This is a genomic window from Pseudomonas botevensis, assembly GCF_019145475.1.
Taxonomy (GTDB): Bacteria; Pseudomonadota; Gammaproteobacteria; order Pseudomonadales; family Pseudomonadaceae; genus Aquipseudomonas; species Aquipseudomonas botevensis.
The window spans coordinates 1-18888 of sequence record NZ_JAHTKI010000001.1 but is presented as its reverse complement, the minus strand read 5'-3'; the positions used below and the strand labels follow the sequence as shown (position 1 = coordinate 18888).

The window sequence follows — 18888 nt, the reverse complement described above, 5'->3', positions numbered from 1 at the left end:
ATCATCAGGCGCGGAACGCCGCGCCATCGCGGTTTTGTCTGCAAGGTTTCTGAGGATAGACGGCGGAACAAAGTTCAGCTCATGTGAATCGTTGACAAATTTAGTAGGAAATTTTGCATCGGCTATTGAAACTCGGGTATATGCCCATATTGCTCTGGACACGCTTATGAATTCGGCAGGTTCGCGTTCGCGAGAACAAACCTGCGTCCTCACCCGGAGAAGCAGGGTTATGAAGCAACTGTCCGATGTAAAATTTTCCACGCTCGATCTGGTGCCCGTGCGCGAGAACGGCAGCCCGGCCCAATCGCTGCGCAATTCGCTGGACCTGGCCCGGCATGTCGAGAAGTTCGGCTACACCCGGTTCTGGGTCGCTGAACACCACAACATGGATGGTATCGCCAGCTCCGCGACCTCGGTGCTGCTGGGGTATCTGGCCGGCGGCACCTCGACCATCCGCGTCGGTTCCGGCGGCGTGATGCTGCCCAACCATGCGCCGCTGGTGATCGCTGAGCAGTTCGGCACCCTGGAAAGCCTCTATCCGGGCCGGATCGATCTGGGCCTTGGGCGTGCGCCCGGCTCCGACCAGATGACCGCCCGCGCCCTGCGTCGCGAGCGCTCCGGCAGTGCCGATGATTTCCCGGAAGATGTCGCCGAGCTGGTGCGCTTCCTCGGCCCGCGCACTCCGGATCAGCGGGTGATCGCGATGCCGGGCACCGGCACCAATGTGCCGATCTGGCTGCTCGGTTCCAGCCTGTTCAGCGCGCAACTGGCCGGGGAGCGCGGTTTGCCCTACGCGTTCGCCTCGCATTTCGCACCGCGCTTCATGCATGAGGCGATTCGTGTCTATCGCAACCATTTCAAGCCGTCGGCGGTGCTCGACAAGCCGTATGTGATGCTCGGTGTGCCGCTGGTGGCGGCCGACACCGATGAACAGGCCGATTACCTGGCGACCTCGGTCTATCAGCGAATTCTTGCGCTGATGCGTGGGCAAAGTCTGGTGCAGCGTCCACCGGTGAAAACCATGGACGGCTTGTGGCTGCCTCACGAGCGCGAGGCCGTGGGCGATTTCCTTGGCCTGGCGATGGTCGGCAGCCCGCAGAAGATCCGCGCGAAACTGGAAGTGCTGATCGAGCAGACCCAGGCTGATGAGCTGATCTTCACCTGCGATCTGTATGAACATGCGGACCGGCTGCATTCCTACGCGTTGCTGGCGCAGGTGATGAAGGGCTGAAAACTCGGGGACTGAGCGTGGGGATTGGGCTCCCTCCGCCTCCCGCCTCAATCACGCCACGATCCCCCAGCCGAGCGCCCACAAAAAAGCCGACGCATCCGCGTCGGCTTTTGCATTACAGGCGCACTCAACCGCGCTTGTAGACGATTTCCCTGGCGCCGCCCTCACACTTGCCGACGACCTTGCCGTCCGCCGCCGCACCTTTGTCGACAATCTCCAGCGAATAACCGGAAACGCCCTTGGCATCGAGCTTGGCCGCAATCTCGGCCTTCAGCTCTTCACAAGGCTTGCCGGCAGCAAACGCACCACCCGCAAGGCTCAACAAACCTACCGCCAACATGAACTTCTTCATCGGTCGCACTCCCTGGTCGGATCAAAAGAGGCGGGCACCGGGCGATCTGCTCGATGCGCTCACCTGTAGCGCTTTGCCATTCCTATGGCACTCGGCCAGCGCGCAAGTTCAGAAGCGTAGATCAAACTCAGCTACTGGCAATCTTGAAACCCACTTTCAGGGTCACCTGGAAGTGAGCGGCCTTGCCGTCCCTGATGTGGCCGCGAGTATCGACCACTTCAAACCACTCCAGATGCTTGATGCTCTTGTTGGCCTCGGCCAACGCGTTGTTGATGGCTTCTTCGATGCTGGTAGTGGACGAACCGACCAGCTCGATCTTCTTGTACGTGTGATGGTCACTCATGACGTTCTCCTTGAAGTGTGAATACAGCCTAGCAGTGAATTTCCAGTGTTGATTTCGGCGATCTGTGCGAGGCGAAGTTCAGATTTTCTGCACTTTCTCAAACCCGCGAAGTCCCAACCAACACACGCCACTCATCACCAATGCAGGAGAGTTATCATGGCCAACACCTCTTTACGCAAAGCCTCATTGCAAAGCATGGAAGCGGAGATCGAGAGTCTGCTCAAGTCGTTGGAAAGTCTGAAGGACGATGCTTCGGACGAGTCGCGCAAGACCCTCAAGGCGCTGAAAAGCAATGCCGAAAGCGCGCTGAAACATTCGCGCCACCTGCTCAGCGATGCCTATGAAGAAGTCAAAGTGAAAACCCGCGAGACCGGCATCGCCACCCGCGATTACGCGCAGGAACATCCGTGGACGACCGCCGGCGTGGCCGTCGGCGCGTTGGGTCTGCTGGCCGCTTACTTGCTGTTCAAGCGCGGCGAGTGATCCGCCTGGCGCAACTCGTCCCTGAGCCATTGCGCCAATTGCCGGGCGCGCCCGTCTGCGGCGCGCTTGGGTAGCCACAACGCCAGTTGCGCCGGGGTTTCACAAAAACCCCATGGCGCGACCAGGCGACCGGCCTTCAAGTCTTCGGCCACCAGCGGCTGCGGGGCGATGGCCACGCCGAGGCCGGCGACCGCCGCCTCCAGCAAATAATACAAATGCTCGAAACCCTGCCCGAACTTCAATGCCCTGGCGTCGAGGCCGCTTTGCTGCGCCCAGCTCGGCCAGGCCTGCGGGCGCGAGGTGGTGTGCAGCAAGGGTTCATGGAGCAACGCTTCGGCGGGCGCGTCTTGCAGCCGCTGATAGCCGCTGAACAGCGGGCTGAGTACCGGGCCGATGCGTTCGCTGGCCAGTTCGTAGACTTGCATGTCGGCCGGCCATGGCGGCTCGGCGAACAGCAGCAGCGCATCCAGTCCCGGACGCCGTGGATCGAGATCGCCTTCGCCGGCCGACAGGTGCAGACGCAAGTCCGGCAGATCCGCATTCAGTCGCCCCAGCCTTGGAATGAACCAGCGTGCCAGCAGGCTGCCGGAACAGCCGAGCACGAACGGCGCATCGGCGTGGCTCTGGGTCAGTTCGGCGCAGACGCTGCGCAACCGGTCGAACGCCTCGCCGCTGGCGTCTCGCAGGCGGATGCCGGCATCTGTGAGTTTCAAGCCGCGCCCATCCTTGACGAACAGACTCACGCCAAGGTGTTCCTCAAGCACCTTGAGCTGACGACTGACGGCTCCGTGGGTTACGTGTAATTGCTCGGCGGCCTGACTGACGCTGTTCAGCCGGGCGGTGGCCTCGAAGGCACGCAATGCGTTCAGCGGGGGAAGGTCGTGGCTCATGGGATCTGTGAGTTTTCCTGACAGGTTGCAGCGATCTTATCGGTTTTCAGCATAGAAGGTCAGGGGTAGAGTGGACGCCATTGTCCTTTCTCGCGGTCTACTCAGCGAATCCACCTGGAGCCACCCATGACCCAGACTTCGAACACTTCCAACCTGCGCAACGGCCCGGACGATAACGGCCTGTTCGGCGCGTTCGGTGGCCGTTACGTCGCCGAAACCCTGATGCCGCTGATCCTTGATCTGGCCCGTGAATACGAAGCGGCGAAGGAAGATCCTGCGTTCAAGGAAGAATTGGCCTACTTCCAGCGTGATTACGTCGGACGTCCAAGTCCGCTGTACTTCGCTGAGCGCCTGACCGAGTTCTGCGGTGGCGCCAAGATCTACCTCAAGCGCGAAGAGCTGAACCACACAGGCGCGCACAAGATCAACAACTGCATCGGCCAGATCCTGCTGGCGCGGCGCATGGGCAAGAAACGCATCATCGCCGAAACCGGCGCCGGCATGCACGGCGTGGCGACCGCCACCGTGGCCGCGCGCTTCGGCCTGGATTGCGTGATCTACATGGGCACCACCGACATCGAGCGCCAGCAGGCCAACGTGTTCCGCATGAAGCTGCTGGGCGCTGAAGTGATCCCGGTGGTCGCTGGCACCGGCACCCTGAAGGATGCGATGAACGAAGCGCTGCGTGACTGGGTGACCAACGTCGACAGCACTTTCTACCTGATCGGTACTGTGGCCGGCCCGCACCCTTACCCGGCGATGGTGCGCGACTTCCAGGCCGTGATCGGCAAGGAAACCCGTGACCAGTTGCAGGCTCAGGAAGGCCGCCTGCCGGACAGCCTCGTGGCGTGCATCGGCGGTGGCTCCAACGCCATGGGCCTGTTCCACCCGTTCCTCGACGACAAGGGCGTTGAAATCATCGGCGTCGAAGCGGCCGGTTATGGCATCGAAACCGGCAAGCACGCGGCCAGCCTCAACGGCGGCGTACCGGGCGTGCTGCACGGCAACCGTACTTTCCTGCTGCAGGACGACGACGGCCAGATCATCGACGCTCACTCGATTTCCGCCGGCCTCGACTACCCGGGCATCGGCCCGGAGCATGCCTGGTTGCATGACATCGGCCGCGTCCAGTACACCTCGGTGACCGACGACGAAGCCCTCGCCGCGTTCCACCAGTGCTGCCGCCTCGAAGGGATCATCCCGGCGCTGGAAAGCGCCCATGCCCTGGCCGAAGTGTTCAAGCGCGCACCGAAACTGCCGAAGGATCACCTGATGGTGGTCAACCTGTCCGGCCGTGGCGACAAAGACATGCAGACCGTCATGCATCACATGGAACAATCGAAGCAGGAGAAACACTGATGAGCCGCCTGCAAACCCGTTTTGCCGCCCTCAAGCAAGAAAACCGCGCCGCGCTGGTGACCTTCATCACCGCCGGTGACCCGGATTACGACACCTCGCTGGCGATCCTCAAGGGGCTGCCTGCCGCCGGTGCCGACGTGATCGAACTGGGCATGCCGTTCACCGATCCGATGGCCGATGGCCCGGCGATCCAGTTGGCGAACATTCGTGCCCTGGGGGCCAAACAGAATCTGGCGAAAACCCTGCAAATGGTTCGCGAGTTCCGCAAGGACAACCGCGACACGCCGCTGGTGCTGATGGGCTACTTCAACCCGATTCACAAGTTTGGCGTCGAGCGGTTCATTACCGAGGCCAAAGAGGCGGGCGTCGACGGTCTGATCGTGGTCGACATGCCGCCGGAACACAACGCCGAGCTGTGCGACCCGGCGCAGGCGGCCGGTCTGGACTTCATTCGTCTGACCACGCCGACCACTGATGACGCACGTCTGCCGAAGGTGCTCAACGGCAGCTCCGGTTTTGTTTACTACGTGTCGGTAGCCGGTGTGACCGGTGCCGGTGCGGCCACCCTGGAGCATGTCGAGGAAGCCGTGGCGCGCCTGCGGCGTCACACCGATCTGCCGATCAGCATCGGTTTCGGCATCCGTACCCCGGAGCAAGCCGCCGCCATCGCGCGTCTGGCCGAGGGTGTGGTGGTGGGTTCGGCGCTGATCGACCACATCGCCAATGCCGCCACACCGGCCCAGGCTATCGATGGCGTGCTGGGCCTGTGTTCGGCGCTGTCCGAGGGCGTGCGTAAGGCCCGCGTCAGCTGAAGGTAAAGTTCCTGATACAGAGGAATTAGCGCCTCGCGGCACAGACTAAATCAGCAAGATCGAGGGATTCAGGACTCTGTCCTGAATCCCTTTTTGCTGTCAGTGCAGTGAGGAAAGACCCGATGAAAATGCCGAAACGTCTGATTGCCAGTCTGGGCGTGCTGATGATCAGCGCGACACCGCTGCTGGCCAGCGCCGATCCGCGCGACGATCACGACCACGGCGGCCCGCAACAGGGCCACTACGACAATCGTGGCGGTGACCATCATGATTGGCAGAGCAACCACCGTGGCGGCCCGCCACCGCGTGATTTCGGCCCGGTTCGCCAGGTGATTCGCGACAACCATGGCTACTTCGTTCGCGGCGCGCCGCCGCCTCCGGGCATTCATCTGGAACGTGGCCGGCCGTTGCCGCACGGCTATTACGGAGAGCGTCTGGATAATCGCGCACTGGGGCGCTTGCCGGTGTATCCCGGCTATGAATGGCGCCGGGCGGGGGGCGATATCGTGCTGATCGCGGTGGGCACCGGGATCGTCTATGAAATTCTGGACGGCGTGTTGTATTGATCGACAGGCAATAAAAAGATCGCAGCCTTGTTTGTACAAGGCTGCGATCTTTTGTTTTACGGCAATTCCAGGCCGCCGGCCGCCTTGTGCAGTTTGCGCAGATGCTCGCCGATCAGCTTCACGTTGGCCTCGTTGGCGGCAATCTCGGCAGCGCGTTTCGGTTCCAGCAATGCCCGTACTTCCTTGTCCAGGTCGCCGCTCAACACCAGCAACTTCTGCTGACGCAACGCGCTTTCGGCTTCCAGGCGCTTGAATTCACTTGGTTGCGGCAAGCCGTAGCCACGGCTGTCGAGCAGCTCCGCCGGACGGCTGAGGAAGCCGCTATTGGCGAGGATCTGTTGCAAGGTCGCATTGGCCTTGTCCATGCCACCGTTTTCCAGCTCACGGGCGCCGAGATAGCGCTGCTTGACCTCATCCTGAGCCAGCAACAACTGGCGACGGAAACTCGCCTGCTCCAACAGCAGCAACGCGGCGCTGGTGCGCAGGTCCGCGCGTTCGAACCACGGTCGACGCTCGTCGGCGGACAGCGAGAGCCAGTCTTCGACGCTGGTCTGCTTGATCGGCAGCTGCTTCTTCAGCACATCGAACATCGCCTGATAGCGATCGCGGAACGAGTCGAAGCGATAGCCCAGGCGCAGGGCTTCTTTCGGGTCATCCAGCACGCTGGTATCGGCCAGACCCCGACCCTTGAGCACTTCCAGCAGACCGTTGGGCATGATGCTGTCCAGGCCCGTGAGCTGCGCGTTGTTGCTGCCGCTGCGCAGCAGTTTCAGGCTTTCCACCGCGCAGTTGTTGGACAGGAAGAAGTAATTGCCGTCGTAGCTCCAGTGCATTTCGGCGGCGTGCTCGACCGTTTCCTCGATTTCCTTGCGCGACAGGTTCAGTGGCACCGAAGCAAGGCTGCGCAGTTCGGTCTTGGTGTATTCGTCGATCACCTGCGCCAGTGGCAGTACGAACAGCCGCGATGGGTACTTGCCGACCAGGCCGTCCCAGCTCGACAGCTGCACGTCACCCACGAACGCGCGGTAAGACAGCACCAGATGCTGGTCGAGATCGAGGCGGCAGTCCGGCCCGCGTGGCCGGCCCGGGGCGCAGATCACCAGACGCAGCATGCTGTGGCCCCAGCGGCTGACCCAGTTCTGATTGGCCTCGGCCAGCAGGTAGTCGACGGCGTACACACGTTCCGGATCGACCTGGCCCAGCGGCTGTTTGGCGAAGTCGTTGCCCGCATTGAGGAAGGAGAAGGATTGGCTGCAGGTGTCCTTGGCCGGCGGCGCCCAGCCGAAGTGCTCCTTGTAATAGCGGTACAGCGCCGGACGGCGACAGGCGTAGCTCGGATCGAGCAGGAAATACTCCATGTTGACCGCGACAAACTCTTTCGGCGCGGAAATCTCATACAGGTCCGGGCTGCGGGCGATCTGCCGGTTGTGCTGCTCGCGCTCGCCACGGCGGCCGACATATTGCTGCCAGCCCGCGAGGTCGAGCAGGCGCGGATCATCGCTGAGGGTAAAGCGCCGCCCGTTCTGGCCGCGACATGCATCGGGAATGCCGATCAGCCCGGCGCTGTTGAAACGCCGGGTGCAGCGCTGGATCAGCGTACGTTCGGCGGCGGGCCATAAACGTGCGCGGTCGTAAATGTGGGTGATTTCGTGCAGGACCGTGGCCAACAGTTCGCGGCGTACGGTGCCGTGGGGGCGATTGGTTTTTTCTTTCGCCGCGCTGCCATCGGTGAGACCGGCGAGCAGTTTGCGATTCAGATCGAGTTCGTCGACCAGCGTCGCCTGGCCGTAGGCGTTGCCGGGCATGTCATCGGTCCAGCCGACATCGATGCGTCGGTCCAGACGTGCGATGAAGCTCGGCGGCAACGCCTGCATGGCTTCATCGAGCAGCGCCTGGCTGGCCTGTTGTTGGGCGGGGCTCAGACCGTCGGTCTTGAGCCGCAGTTGCAGGTCGGCGTGGGCGCTGTTGCCAAGCAGCAACAACGCCCCGGCCAGCAGCCAGGCGTTGAGTGACTTCACAGTGCGAGGATGGCTTCGGCGAGTACCTGATCACTGGCGTCGCGGGCTTCCGGCACGCGGGTGCGCAAGGTGTTGAGGGCGGCTTCCAGGTGCGCGCCACGGATATCGCCATTGCTGGCGACGAAGCTGGCGGCATCGTCGTGGGCTTCGCGGATGATTTTCGAATCGCGGATCGACGTCGTGGTATCGGACGTGAAATCGATGGTGCGCTGGGAGGCACGAACGATGATGTTACTGGTGGCTACCAGGGTGTGCGCCTGGGCCATATCGGCCAACAACAGCAGGCCAAGGGCGGCAGCAATCAGCGGGCTACGCATGGAACGACTCCGGAGGGGACAGGGATAACTATTGGACGAGAATTGCCTCAGCCAGTTCAAGGTCGCTTACATGAAGTTTTGGCCGGGATTTTCGCAGGTAATGCAGCGCGGATTCCAGCCGGGCGCCTCGTAACTGGCCGTCACTGGCAACGAATACCGCCGCATCGTCGTGGGCGGCGAGCAGCATTTTACGGTCGAAAGGCGCAGAAGACACCAGGCTGGTGGCGTATCCGCTGACGACGGTGTTTTGCGTCGACACATCGAAGGCATCGACCGATGTCGTCCAGCAGGCAGTCACGGCAACGGAAGGAATGAGCAGTTTGGCAAGAAAGCGCATGAGACTCGGCGGCTGTTGGTGAGCCCCAAGGCTAGCGTAACCCCCGGGCCAGAGCCAGCGCCGAAACATCGGGACATGACTGGCATGTCCCGCAAGTACCGCTGTCGCTTAGATCGTCAGAATGGCCTGGGCCAGCTGTGCGTCGGTCGCGTTCAGTTGCGGTGCCTGATGGCGGATGTGATCGAGGGCGCTTTCCAGTTTCACGCCGCGGATTTCGCCTTCGCTGGCCACGAAGCTGGCGGCGTCATCACGGGCGGCGAGCACGATCTTGTCGTCACGGAAGGACGAGGTGACGTCGGAGGTGGCATCGGAAGAGGATTTCAGGGCACCGACAACGGCGTCGGTGGTCACGATGAAGCTGGTGGCGCTGGCGTTGGCAGCCACGGCCAGCAGGGCGGCAGCGCTGAGCAGGCGAAGAGGGGACATGGTGTAACTCCTGTAGATAAAACCGTATTGAGAGGTGGCACGGTGTCTGGGAGTCAGACGCCAGTCGCACAGCATTCGCCACGTTCTGCGTGGATATTAGGCCGACGCGCGGTGTTCGCACAGTGGGCAGAATGCTAGCGCCAGAAGGGTTTGGTCATTTCATTGAGCCGATCGGCGCGGCTGAGACCCAGGTCGGCCAGATCCCGTGCATCGAGTTGCGCCAGCAGGCGCCGCGTTCTGGCGCGCTCCAGACCTTGCCAGAGGCCCTGAAACAGACGCCACAGAGGCTTTTGGCGAGCAGCGGACGGGATAACAACCGCTGACACATCCTGTAAGTCATTCATGACGTTTTCCTTTTACCGGGAGAGGCGAAAAGTCATGTTGAGCCGGATGCAAGGGCGGGGGCAGATACACAGAGTCAAAATTGTACTGGTTCAGTTGTGGTTTATTTAAAACTGTACCTGTCTTTGGCTCGGGCGGCTGTATCGGGAGTTTTTCGGGCCAGAAACGACAAGACCCGTCGCGGTTTCCCGCGACGGGTCTTGTTTGTTCAATTCGGGTTGCTGGCGGTGGGTCTAGCGACCAGAGCCAGCGACGCTACTTAGCGCCAGAACGGCTTGCTCAGCTCTTCGTAGCGTTGTGCTTCGCTGATACCGGCGTCAGCCAGCAGACGCGAATCCAGGCGAGCCAGTTGGTGGCGGCTGGAGATGCGGCGCTGCCACAGCATCAGGTTGGCGAGAACGCGCAGAGGCATGGAAGCCTGGGATTTAACAGCTTTGTCTTCGAAGAACAGTTCGGAACTGAGTGTACGTTCCATGGTTGACATCCTTCCGCTTGTGGCGGGATTAGGTAGTGGTTTAACTGGTGCCCATGATCCTCTCGTTTGCCCAGTCTCTGTAGATACAGTTCATATGTATTGTGAGTGACCAGTTAACTGTTTATAGACGGTGTACGGGTCAAAATCGCGCAAACTGTACCTGTCCGCTCGATAATGGTGCGTTTTTGCTCGAGTCAGCCCCGAAAGCAGGAAAAGCAGGCAGGAAAACACCGGTACAGCAGTACAGTTTTTTACGGAAATGGTCTTTGCAATAAATCCGCTGACGAAAACTGTGTTTGCATCAGCGGATCTTCTGTGTGGATTACACCGCCAGCATGCGTCCGGTTTCTTCCAGATTCATGTGCCAGCTCAACGCATCACGCAGAATGTGTGGCGTGTGACCGCCGATTGCACAGGCTGCGGTGAAGTAATCGTTCAGCGCCTGGCGGTAATCCGGGTGTACGCAGTTGTCGATGATTGCCCGGGCGCGCTCACGGGGCGCCAGGCCACGCAGGTCGGCCAGGCCGACTTCGGTCACCAGGATGTCGACGTCGTGCTCGGTATGGTCGACATGGCTGACCATCGGCACCACGCTGGAGATCGCGCCGCCCTTGGCGATCGATTTGGTGACGAACACGGCCAGGTGCGCATTGCGCGCGAAGTCGCCGGAGCCGCCAATGCCGTTCATCATCCGCGTGCCACAGACGTGGGTTGAGTTGACGTTGCCATAGATGTCGAACTCAAGCGCGGTGTTGATGCCGATGATGCCCAGGCGCCGCACGACTTCCGGATGGTTGGAAATTTCCTGCGGGCGCAGCACCAGTTTGTCCTTATAGCGCTCGAGATTGCCGAACACGTCGCTGTTGCGCCGCTCGGACAGGGTGATCGAGCTGCCCGAAGCGAAACTGAGCTTGCCGGCATCGATCAGGTCGAAGGTCGAGTCCTGCAGCACTTCGGAGTACATGCTCAGGTCTTCGAACGGCGAGTCGATCAGGCCGCACATCACTGCATTGGCGATGCTGCCGATTCCGGCCTGCAATGGGCCGAGCTTGTTGGTCATGCGCCCGGCGTCCACTTCCTGCTTGAAGAAAGCGATCAGGTGATCGGCGATGGCCTTGGTGTCGGCGTCCGGTGGCAGCACGGTGGACGGCGAATCCGGCTGCTGGGTGATGACGATGCCGACGATCTTCTCCGGCGGAATCGGGATGGCGGTGCTGCCGATGCGATCGTCGACCTTTACCAGCGGGATCGGCGTGCGCGTCGGGCGATAGGTCGGGATATAGATGTCATGCAGGCCTTCGAGGTTGGCGTTGTGCGCCAGGTTGATCTCGACGATCACCTGTTTGGCGAAAATCGCGAAGCTCGCCGAGTTGCCCACCGACGTGGTCGGCACGATATGCCCTTGCTCGGTGATGGCAACGGCTTCGATCACGGCAATGTCCGGCAGCTTGAGTTGCTGGTTGCGCAGTTGCTCGACGGTCTCCGACAGGTGCTGGTCGATGAACATCACCTCGCCGGCGTTGATGGCCTTGCGCAACGTGCTGTCGACCTGGAACGGCATGCGTCGCGACAGGACGCCGGCCTCGGTCAGTTGCTTGTCGAGATCGTTGCCGAGGCTGGCGCCGGTCATCAGGCTGATCTTCAGCGGCGTGACCTTGGCCCGCTCGGCCAGAGCATGGGGCACGGCCTTGGCTTCGCCGGCGCGGGTGAAGCCGCTCATGCCGACGGTCATGCCGTCCTCGATCAGAGCGGCGGCCTCGGCGGCGGTCATCACTTTATCCAACAACGCAGGCAGGCGAATACGGTCACGGTACATGGATTTTTATCTCGGGCAGCGAGTAGCAGGATGCGCAGTCTAGTGAATTTCGCGGACGCCTGTCCCGCTACCAAGGTCGCAAACGAGGCGTCTATTTAGCGGGTTTCAAGTAAAACACCGTTACCGGATCGGTAACAACGCGGCAAATTGTCCAACGATTTGCGCAAACAAAAACGCCCCGACGAGTCGGGGCGTTTTGCATTGCCGGTGAGGTTTACTCGACTGCTTTGACCATGTCTTCGATGACTTTCTTCGCGTCGCCGAACACCATCATGGTCTTGTCCAGATAGAACAGCTCGTTGTCCAGACCGGCATAGCCGCTGGCCATCGAACGCTTGTTGACGATGATGGTCTTGGCCTTGAACGCCTCGAGAATCGGCATGCCGGCGATCGGCGATTTCGGATCGTTCTTGGCGGCCGGGTTGACCACGTCGTTGGCGCCAAGCACCAGCACCACGTCGGCCTGACCGAACTCGGAGTTGATGTCTTCCATCTCGAACACCTGGTCGTACGGCACTTCGGCTTCCGCCAGCAGTACGTTCATGTGCCCCGGCATGCGCCCGGCTACCGGGTGGATCGCGTACTTCACGGTGACGCCGTGGTGGGTCAGCTTCTCGGTCAGCTCTTTCAATGCATGCTGCGCGCGGGCCACCGCCAGGCCGTAACCCGGAACGATGATCACGGTGTCGGCGTTGGTCAGCAGGAAGGTAGCGTCGTCGGCCGAACCGGATTTCACCGGACGCGCCTCTTTCGCACCGGCCGGGCCGGCATCCGCCGTATTGCCGAAACCGCCGAGCAACACATTAAAGAAGGAACGGTTCATCGCCTTGCACATGATGTACGACAGGATCGCACCGCTCGAACCCACCAGCGAACCGGCAATGATCAGCATCGAGTTGTTCAGCGAGAAGCCGATACCCGCCGCCGCCCAGCCGGAATAACTGTTGAGCATCGACACCACCACCGGCATGTCGGCGCCGCCGATAGGGATGATGATCAGCACGCCCATCACGAACGCCAGGGCCAGCATCAGCGCGAACGCGGCGAGGTTGCCGGTGAGCATGAAGGTCACGCCGAGTACCAGTGTGGCCAGGCCCAGTACCGCGTTCAGCTTGTGCTGACCGGAAAACTGTACCGGTGCCCCCTGGAACAGGCGGAACTTGTACTTGCCCGAGAGTTTGCCGAAGGCGATTACCGAGCCGGAGAAGGTGATTGCGCCGATGGCCGCACCGAGGAACAGCTCCAGACGGTTGCCCGCCGGGATCGCGTCGCCCAGTTGCTTGACGATGCCCAGCGACTGCGGCTCGACCACTGCGGCAATGGCGATGAACACCGCCGCCAGGCCGATCATGCTGTGCATGAAGGCGACCAGCTCCGGCATCTTCGTCATTTCAACGCGCTTGGCCATGATCGAACCGGCGGTACCGCCGATCAGCAGGCCGACGATCACGTAGCCGATACCGGCGGTAGCCAGCTCGGCGCCCAGCTTATAGATGAGGCCGACAGTGGTCAGGATGGCCAAGGCCATGCCGAGCATGCCGAACAGGTTGCCGCGACGCGACGTAGTCGGATGCGACAGGCCTTTGAGGGCCTGGATGAAACAGATCGACGCGATCAGGTAGAGCGTCGTGACGAGATTCATGCTCATTACTTCGGCGCCTCTTCTTTTGCTTTCGGGGCTTTCTTCTTGAACATCTCAAGCATGCGGCGGGTGACCAGGAAGCCACCGAACACGTTGACCGCCGCCAGGGCCACGGCGAGGGTGCCCATGGTCTTGCCCAGCGGAGTGATGGTCAGGGCGGCGGCCAGCATGGCGCCGACGATCACGATGGCCGAAATGGCGTTGGTCACCGCCATCAGCGGCGTGTGCAGTGCAGGCGTAACGTTCCAGACCACGTGATAACCGACATAAATCGCCAGCACGAAGATGATCAGGTTGTAGATACCGGGGGAGATAAGCTCTTCCATCGTCTGAATCCCTGCTTAGGCGTTTTTGCGGATGACTTGGCCGTCGCGGCACATCAGGCACGCAGCGACGATGTCGTCTTCGAGGTTCACGTCGAACTGACCTTCCTTGCTGAATACCAGCTTGAGGAAGTCCAGCAGGTTGCGCGCATACAGTGCCGAGGCGTCTGCGGCGACTTCGCCGGCCAGGTTGGTCGGGCCGACGATGGTCACGCCGTTCTCCACGACAACCTGATCGGCCACGGTCAGCGGGCAGTTGCCGCCCTGTGCGGCGGCGAGGTCGATGACCACCGAGCCTGGTTTCATCTGGGCCACGGTTTCGGCGCTCAACAGCGTCGGCGCCTTGCGGCCCGGAATCAGAGCGGTGGTGATGACGATGTCGGCCTGCTTGGCGCGCTCGTGGACGGCCTGGGCCTGGCGCTGCATCCAGCTTGCCGGCATTGGTCGCGCGTAACCGCCGACACCGACCGCGCATTCACGCTCTTCATCGGTTTCGTAGGGAACGTCGACGAACTTGGCGCCGAGGGATTCGATCTGTTCCTTCACCGCCGGACGAACGTCGGAGGCCTCGATGACCGCGCCCAGACGCTTCGCCGTGGCGATCGCCTGCAATCCGGCCACGCCCGCGCCGAGAATCAGCACGCGCGCCGCTTTCACGGTGCCCGCGGCGGTCATCAGCATCGGCATGAAGCGCGGGTAGTAGTGGGCAGCCAGCAACACCGCCTTGTAACCGGCAATGTTCGCCTGGGACGACAGCACATCGAGACTCTGTGCCCGAGAGGTGCGCGGCGCCGCTTCCAGGGCGAACGCGGTGATCCCGCACTCGGCCATTTTGGCGATGGTTTCGTTGTTGAACGGGTTGAGCATGCCGACCAGCACCGTTCCACGCTTGATCAGCGTCAGTTCGGCGTCGCTGGGGGCGACCACTTTGAGAATCAGCTCGGCACCGAACGCATCGTTGGCACTGCCAATGGTTGCGCCCGCCGCTTCATAGGCACTGTCGACAACACTGGCTTTGATGCCGGCGCCGGTTTGCACAGTGACCTTATGACCTTGGCTGATCAGCTTCTTAATGGTTTCCGGGGTTGCGGCAACCCGTGTTTCACCGGTCTGGGTTTCGAGAGGAACACCAATGTGCACGTCAAATCTCCTGCGTGATCTTATTGAGTAAACCCAGGCACTTCGGATGGTGCGACTGGGGCGGCCGATCAGCACGATCCCGCCAAATCAGGGCGGGGCGCGGCATTTTGCAGGCGAAGTTTATGCCCTTCAAGGGATTATGACGGGTGACGGAAAATTAACTACAAGTCATGCCGTGACCGAATGTCGCACATGGCCGGTCGAATCCCTTACAGGCCGTGCCTTGCAAGGATTCTGGACGAATATGCAAAATTTTCTCATCGGTGGCGTGAATAAGCAGTGATGCGTCGTAAATGTAGGCGCAAAGCCACGCGGGGAGCCGGTTCTGGGACGTCTGTACGACCTTCGTATACAGTCTGCTGATTTGCGACAAATACTTATATCTGTAGGGCTTTTGTTTTTCTGACTACGGGGTTAATAAATGCCGAATGCCTTTATCCTTCTGGGCTGTAGCTGTGCGCCTGATGTACGAGCCAGTCGCGAAAAGCCTTCAGCGACGCTGATTCGACTTTTCGCTCTGGAATCATCAGGTAATACGCCTTGATGCTCGCGAGCGCATTCGGGTTGGCGATGACCAGGCGTTTTTCCGCCAGTTCGCGTTGAATCAGAAACGGTGGAATCAGCGCGATCCCCATGTCGTGCATGGCCGCCTGCGCCAGCATGGAGAATAGCTCGTAGCGCGGACCTGTCATGTCGCGGGGAATATTCAGATGCTGTGAGTTGAACCACTGGCGCCACGCGTAGGGGCGAGTGGTCTGTTGCAGCAGGGGCAGTTCGGCGATGTCTTCGGCTGTCAGATGCGTCTTGTTGCCAAGTAGGGAGGGGCTGCACACCGGCATCGGATTCTCGCCCATCAATCTGTGTGATTCCGTACCCGACCAGTCGGCATCGCCGAAATAGATCGCCGCATCGAACTCGGTATCGGCAAACAGAAAGGGGCGCGTGCGGTTGGTCAGGTTGACCGTGACTTCCGGATGCCTGGACTGAAAGTCCTTGAGCCGTGGCAGCAGCCATTGGGTGCCGAAGGTTGGCACTACCGCCAGTTCGATCACATTGGTGCCTTGCTGGCCCATGACCGACAGCGTGTCGCGTTCCACCGCATCGAGTTGGGTGGCAACCCGACGACTGTAGGAAAGGCCTGCTTCGGTCAGTTTCACTCCGCGCCGCGAGCGTCGGAACAGTTCGACGTTGAGGAACTCCTCAAGGCTGGCGATCTGTCGGCAAATGGCGCCTTGGGTGAGCGAAAGTTCCTCGGCGGCCTTGGTAAAGCTCTCGTGCCGGGCGGCCGCTTCAAAACTGATCAGAGCGGTGGTGCTGGGAATCTTGCGGCGCATGTACGTCAACCTCACTAATGTTTCAGGTAAACGGCTATCGAAGATGTTTCGGAGTGAGAAATTAGCACAACAGAATGCGAAATCCTCGTTTGCCGCATGGCTCAGTCACGCCTAGGATCAATCCCACGTTAATTCACTCGATTTGCGAGGACTCACTCATGGGCGGTAAAGCTAGCTTCAACTGGATCGATCCCCTGCTGCTGGATCAACAGCTGACTGAAGAAGAACGCATGATCCGCGACACCGCCGAGCAGTTCGCCCAGCAGAGTCTTGCTCCGCGCGTTCTCGAGGCGTTCCGCCATGAAAAGACCGACCCGGCAATCTTTCGTGAAATGGGTGAAGTCGGCCTGTTGGGCGCGACCATTCCGGAACAGTACGGTGGCAGCGGCCTGAACTATGTCAGCTATGGCCTGATTGCCCGTGAAGTCGAGCGCGTCGACTCTGGCTATCGCTCGATGATGAGCGTGCAGTCTTCGCTGGTGATGGTGCCGATCAATGAGTTCGGGACCGAGGCCCAGAAGCAGAAATACCTGCCGAAACTGGCATCCGGCGAATGGATCGGCTGCTTCGGTCTGACCGAGCCGAACCATGGTTCCGACCCGGGCGCGATGATTACTCGTGCACGCAAGGTCGAAGGCGGCTACAGCCTGACCGGCGCCAAGATGTGGATCACCAACAGCCCGATTGCCGACGTGTTCGTGGTCTGGGCCAAGGACGACGCTGGCGACATCCGTGGCTTCGTCCTGGAGAAGGGCTGGAAAGGCCTGAGCGCCCCGGCGATCCATGGCAAGGTCGGCCTGCGTGCGTCGATCACCGGTGAGATCGTCATGGATAACGTGTTCGTACCGGAAGAGAACATTTTCCCTGACGTGCGTGGCCTGAAGGGGCCGTTCACCTGCCTCAACTCCGCTCGTTATGGTATTTCCTGGGGCGCATTGGGCGCAGCCGAATTCTGCTGGCACACCGCTCGCCAGTACACCCTGGACCGTCAGCAGTTCGGTCGCCCGCTGGCAGCCACTCAACTGGTTCAGAAAAAGCTCGCGGACATGCAGACCGAAATCACACTCGCACTGCAAGGTTGCCTGCGTCTGGGCCGCATGAAGGATGAGGGCACCGCTGCGGTGGAAATCACCTCGATCATGAAGCGCAACTCTTGCGGCAAGTCGCTGGAAATCGCTCGAATGGCTCGCGACATGCTCGGCGGGAACGGCATCTCCGACGAGTTCGGCGTGGCTCGTCACCTGGTCAACCTGGAGGTGGTGAATACCTATGAAGGGACCCATGACGTTCATGCGCTGATTCTGGGGCGTGCGCAAACCGGTCTGCAGGCGTTCTATTAATAGGAGAGCGACCATGGGCGCGCTGTCGCATCTGCGGGTACTGGATTTATCGCGCGTGCTGGCCGGCCCATGGGCCGGGCAGATTCTTGCCGACCTTGGCGCGGAGGTGATCAAGGTCGAGCGTCCGGGCAATGGCGACGATACGCGCGCCTGGGGGCCGCCCTTCCTGAAGGACGCCTATGGCGAGAACACCAGCGAGGCGGCGTATTACCTGTCGGCCAACCGCAACAAGCAATCGGTGACGATCGACTTCACGCGCCCCGAGGGGCAGAAGCTGGTGCGAGAACTGGCGGCGAAGTCCGACATCCTGATCGAAAACTTCAAGGTGGGTGGTCTGGCGGCCTATGGTCTGGATTATGAGTCGTTGAAGGCGATCAACCCGGATCTGATCTACTGCTCGATCACCGGTTTCGGTCAGACCGGGCCGTACGCCAAGCGCGCGGGTTATGACTTCATGATCCAGGGGCTTGGCGGGCTGATGAGCCTCACCGGGCGGCCAGAGGGTGACGAGGGGGCGGGTCCGGTCAAGGTTGGTGTCGCATTGACGGACATCCTGACCGGGCTCTATTCAACGGTTGCCATCCTGGCTGCGCTCGCTCATCGCGATCATGAAGGTGGCGGCCAGCATATCGACATGGCCTTGCTGGACGTGCAGGTGGCTTGTCTGGCGAATCAGGCGATGAACTACCTGACGACGGGCAATGCGCCGAAACGGTTGGGGAATGCGCATCCGAATATTGTGCCGTATCAGGATTTTCCTACGGCTGACGGCGACTTCATCCTTACTGTGGGTAATGACGGGCAGTTCCGCAAGTTCGCCGAGGTGGCAGGGCAGCCGCAGTGGGCGGATGACCCACGCTTCGCGACAAACAAGCTGCGAGTGGCAAACCGGGCGGTGCTGATTCCGCTGATCCGCCAGGCAACGGTTTTCAAGACGACGGCTGAGTGGGTCGCGCAGTTGGAACAGGCTGGGGTGCCGTGTGGGCCGATCAACGATTTGTCCCAGGTGTTCGAGGATCCGCAGGTGAAGTCCCGTGGGTTGGCGATTGAGTTGCCACATGCGTTGGCGGGAAAGGTGCCGCAGGTGGCCAGTCCGATTCGTCTGTCGCAGACCCCGGTCGAGTATCGTCGTGCGCCGCCTTTATTGGGCGAGCATACGCTGGAGGTCTTGCAGCGGGTGCTCGGGCTTGGGGTTGGTGCGGTGGATGCTCTCAAGAGGGATGGGGTGCTTTGATGGTGGCTTCTATATAGAGGGAGCTCTTCTATATAGAAGCATCGGGTTTTTGCCGTTTCGCAACTTGTTGAAAGAAAAGTGAAATTAACGGTTGACGGCAGATTCAGG

21 protein-coding genes are annotated in these 18888 nt (G+C 60.9%); 7 read left to right on the top strand and 14 right to left on the bottom strand.

The annotated features are described in order from the left end of the window. Window positions 1–229 precede the first annotated feature (229 nt). On the top strand, window positions 230–1231 hold the full coding sequence (locus KVQ74_RS00105; RefSeq protein ID WP_217828962.1) for an LLM class flavin-dependent oxidoreductase: 1002 nt from the start codon (window positions 230–232) through the stop codon (window positions 1229–1231). A 127-nt stretch (window positions 1232–1358) separates the two neighbouring features. On the opposite strand, the gene KVQ74_RS00100 is transcribed toward KVQ74_RS00105, so the two are convergent. Together KVQ74_RS00100 and KVQ74_RS00095 are read right to left on the bottom strand one after the other, a co-directional pair. After that, a complete protein-coding gene (locus tag KVQ74_RS00100; RefSeq protein WP_217828961.1) occupies window positions 1359–1583 on the bottom strand; it encodes a DUF1161 domain-containing protein in 225 nt (74 codons plus the stop codon). 127 nt (window positions 1584–1710) lie between these two features. After that, window positions 1711–1926 (bottom strand): dodecin, encoded by a 216-nt coding sequence (locus tag KVQ74_RS00095; protein WP_217828960.1) that lies wholly within the window; start codon window positions 1924–1926, stop codon window positions 1711–1713. Between the two features lie 156 nt (window positions 1927–2082). On the opposite strand from KVQ74_RS00095, the gene KVQ74_RS00090 reads away from it, so the two are divergent. Continuing rightward, entirely contained in the window at window positions 2083–2409 is a 327-nt protein-coding gene (locus tag KVQ74_RS00090; protein WP_095190284.1) for a DUF883 family protein, read from the top strand. Here KVQ74_RS00090 and KVQ74_RS00085 read toward each other — a convergent pair. Next, window positions 2382–3299 carry a LysR family transcriptional regulator gene (locus KVQ74_RS00085; RefSeq protein ID WP_217828959.1) on the bottom strand — a complete coding sequence of 306 codons (918 nt, stop codon included), beginning with the start codon at window positions 3297–3299 and terminating at the stop codon, window positions 2382–2384. The genes KVQ74_RS00090 and KVQ74_RS00085 overlap by 28 nt on opposite strands. Window positions 3300–3425: 126 nt before the next feature. On the opposite strand from KVQ74_RS00085, the gene trpB reads away from it, so the two are divergent. The 3 genes from trpB (at window position 3426) to KVQ74_RS00070 (ending at window position 6036) form a co-directional block, all read left to right on the top strand. Further along, entirely contained in the window at window positions 3426–4658 is a 1233-nt protein-coding gene (trpB, locus tag KVQ74_RS00080) for a tryptophan synthase subunit beta (protein ID WP_217828958.1), read from the top strand. Further along, window positions 4658–5470: a tryptophan synthase subunit alpha gene (gene trpA, locus KVQ74_RS00075; protein ID WP_217828957.1), complete on the top strand. Its 813-nt coding sequence runs from the start codon at window positions 4658–4660 to the stop codon at window positions 5468–5470. The genes trpB and trpA overlap by 1 nt, the downstream gene beginning before the upstream one ends. Window positions 5471–5592: 122 nt before the next feature. After that, complete coding sequence (locus KVQ74_RS00070; RefSeq protein WP_217828956.1) at window positions 5593–6036, top strand: anti-virulence regulator CigR family protein; 444 nt, start codon at window positions 5593–5595, stop codon at window positions 6034–6036. A 56-nt stretch (window positions 6037–6092) separates the two neighbouring features. Here the strand turns inward: KVQ74_RS00070 and KVQ74_RS00065 are convergent, their stop codons facing one another. From KVQ74_RS00065 to KVQ74_RS00015, 11 genes are all read right to left on the bottom strand, one after another. Then, the gene (locus KVQ74_RS00065; RefSeq protein ID WP_217828955.1) at window positions 6093–8054 is read right to left on the bottom strand and encodes a DUF7844 domain-containing protein; all 1962 of its coding nucleotides are present in this window, start codon (window positions 8052–8054) and stop codon (window positions 6093–6095) included. Continuing rightward, a complete protein-coding gene (locus tag KVQ74_RS00060) occupies window positions 8051–8371 on the bottom strand; it encodes a DUF2388 domain-containing protein (RefSeq protein ID WP_065260625.1) in 321 nt (106 codons plus the stop codon). The genes KVQ74_RS00065 and KVQ74_RS00060 overlap by 4 nt, the downstream gene beginning before the upstream one ends. Window positions 8372–8399: 28 nt before the next feature. After that, complete coding sequence (locus KVQ74_RS00055; protein WP_217828954.1) at window positions 8400–8708, bottom strand: DUF2388 domain-containing protein; 309 nt, start codon at window positions 8706–8708, stop codon at window positions 8400–8402. Between the two features lie 108 nt (window positions 8709–8816). Then, window positions 8817–9134: a DUF2388 domain-containing protein gene (locus tag KVQ74_RS00050; protein WP_217828953.1), complete on the bottom strand. Its 318-nt coding sequence runs from the start codon at window positions 9132–9134 to the stop codon at window positions 8817–8819. A gap of 134 nt (window positions 9135–9268) precedes the next feature. Beyond that, window positions 9269–9478, bottom strand: coding sequence for a DUF1127 domain-containing protein (locus KVQ74_RS00045; RefSeq protein ID WP_217828952.1), 210 nt, complete (start codon window positions 9476–9478; stop codon window positions 9269–9271). Between the two features lie 257 nt (window positions 9479–9735). After that, complete coding sequence (locus KVQ74_RS00040; protein ID WP_085579493.1) at window positions 9736–9951, bottom strand: DUF1127 domain-containing protein; 216 nt, start codon at window positions 9949–9951, stop codon at window positions 9736–9738. Window positions 9952–10273: 322 nt separating this feature from the next. Further along, window positions 10274–11767: an acetyl-CoA hydrolase/transferase family protein gene (locus tag KVQ74_RS00035; protein ID WP_217828951.1), complete on the bottom strand. Its 1494-nt coding sequence runs from the start codon at window positions 11765–11767 to the stop codon at window positions 10274–10276. Window positions 11768–11981: 214 nt separating this feature from the next. Further along, a complete protein-coding gene (locus KVQ74_RS00030; RefSeq protein ID WP_217828950.1) occupies window positions 11982–13415 on the bottom strand; it encodes an NAD(P)(+) transhydrogenase (Re/Si-specific) subunit beta in 1434 nt (477 codons plus the stop codon). Continuing rightward, the gene (locus tag KVQ74_RS00025; protein WP_217828949.1) at window positions 13415–13735 is read right to left on the bottom strand and encodes an NAD(P) transhydrogenase subunit alpha; all 321 of its coding nucleotides are present in this window, start codon (window positions 13733–13735) and stop codon (window positions 13415–13417) included. Before KVQ74_RS00025 ends, KVQ74_RS00030 begins: the two co-directional genes overlap by 1 nt. A 15-nt stretch (window positions 13736–13750) precedes the next feature. Then, on the bottom strand, window positions 13751–14872 hold the full coding sequence (locus tag KVQ74_RS00020) for a Re/Si-specific NAD(P)(+) transhydrogenase subunit alpha (protein ID WP_217828948.1): 1122 nt from the start codon (window positions 14870–14872) through the stop codon (window positions 13751–13753). A gap of 434 nt (window positions 14873–15306) precedes the next feature. Further along, window positions 15307–16206 (bottom strand): LysR family transcriptional regulator, encoded by a 900-nt coding sequence (locus KVQ74_RS00015; RefSeq protein WP_217828947.1) that lies wholly within the window; start codon window positions 16204–16206, stop codon window positions 15307–15309. A 158-nt stretch (window positions 16207–16364) separates the two neighbouring features. On the opposite strand from KVQ74_RS00015, the gene KVQ74_RS00010 reads away from it, so the two are divergent. Both KVQ74_RS00010 and KVQ74_RS00005 read left to right on the top strand, forming a co-directional pair. Beyond that, window positions 16365–17546, top strand: a complete 1182-nt coding sequence (locus tag KVQ74_RS00010) for an acyl-CoA dehydrogenase (RefSeq protein WP_217828946.1) — start codon at window positions 16365–16367, stop codon at window positions 17544–17546. A 13-nt stretch (window positions 17547–17559) separates the two neighbouring features. After that, entirely contained in the window at window positions 17560–18780 is a 1221-nt protein-coding gene (locus KVQ74_RS00005) for a CaiB/BaiF CoA transferase family protein (protein ID WP_217828945.1), read from the top strand. Window positions 18781–18888 lie beyond the last annotated feature (108 nt).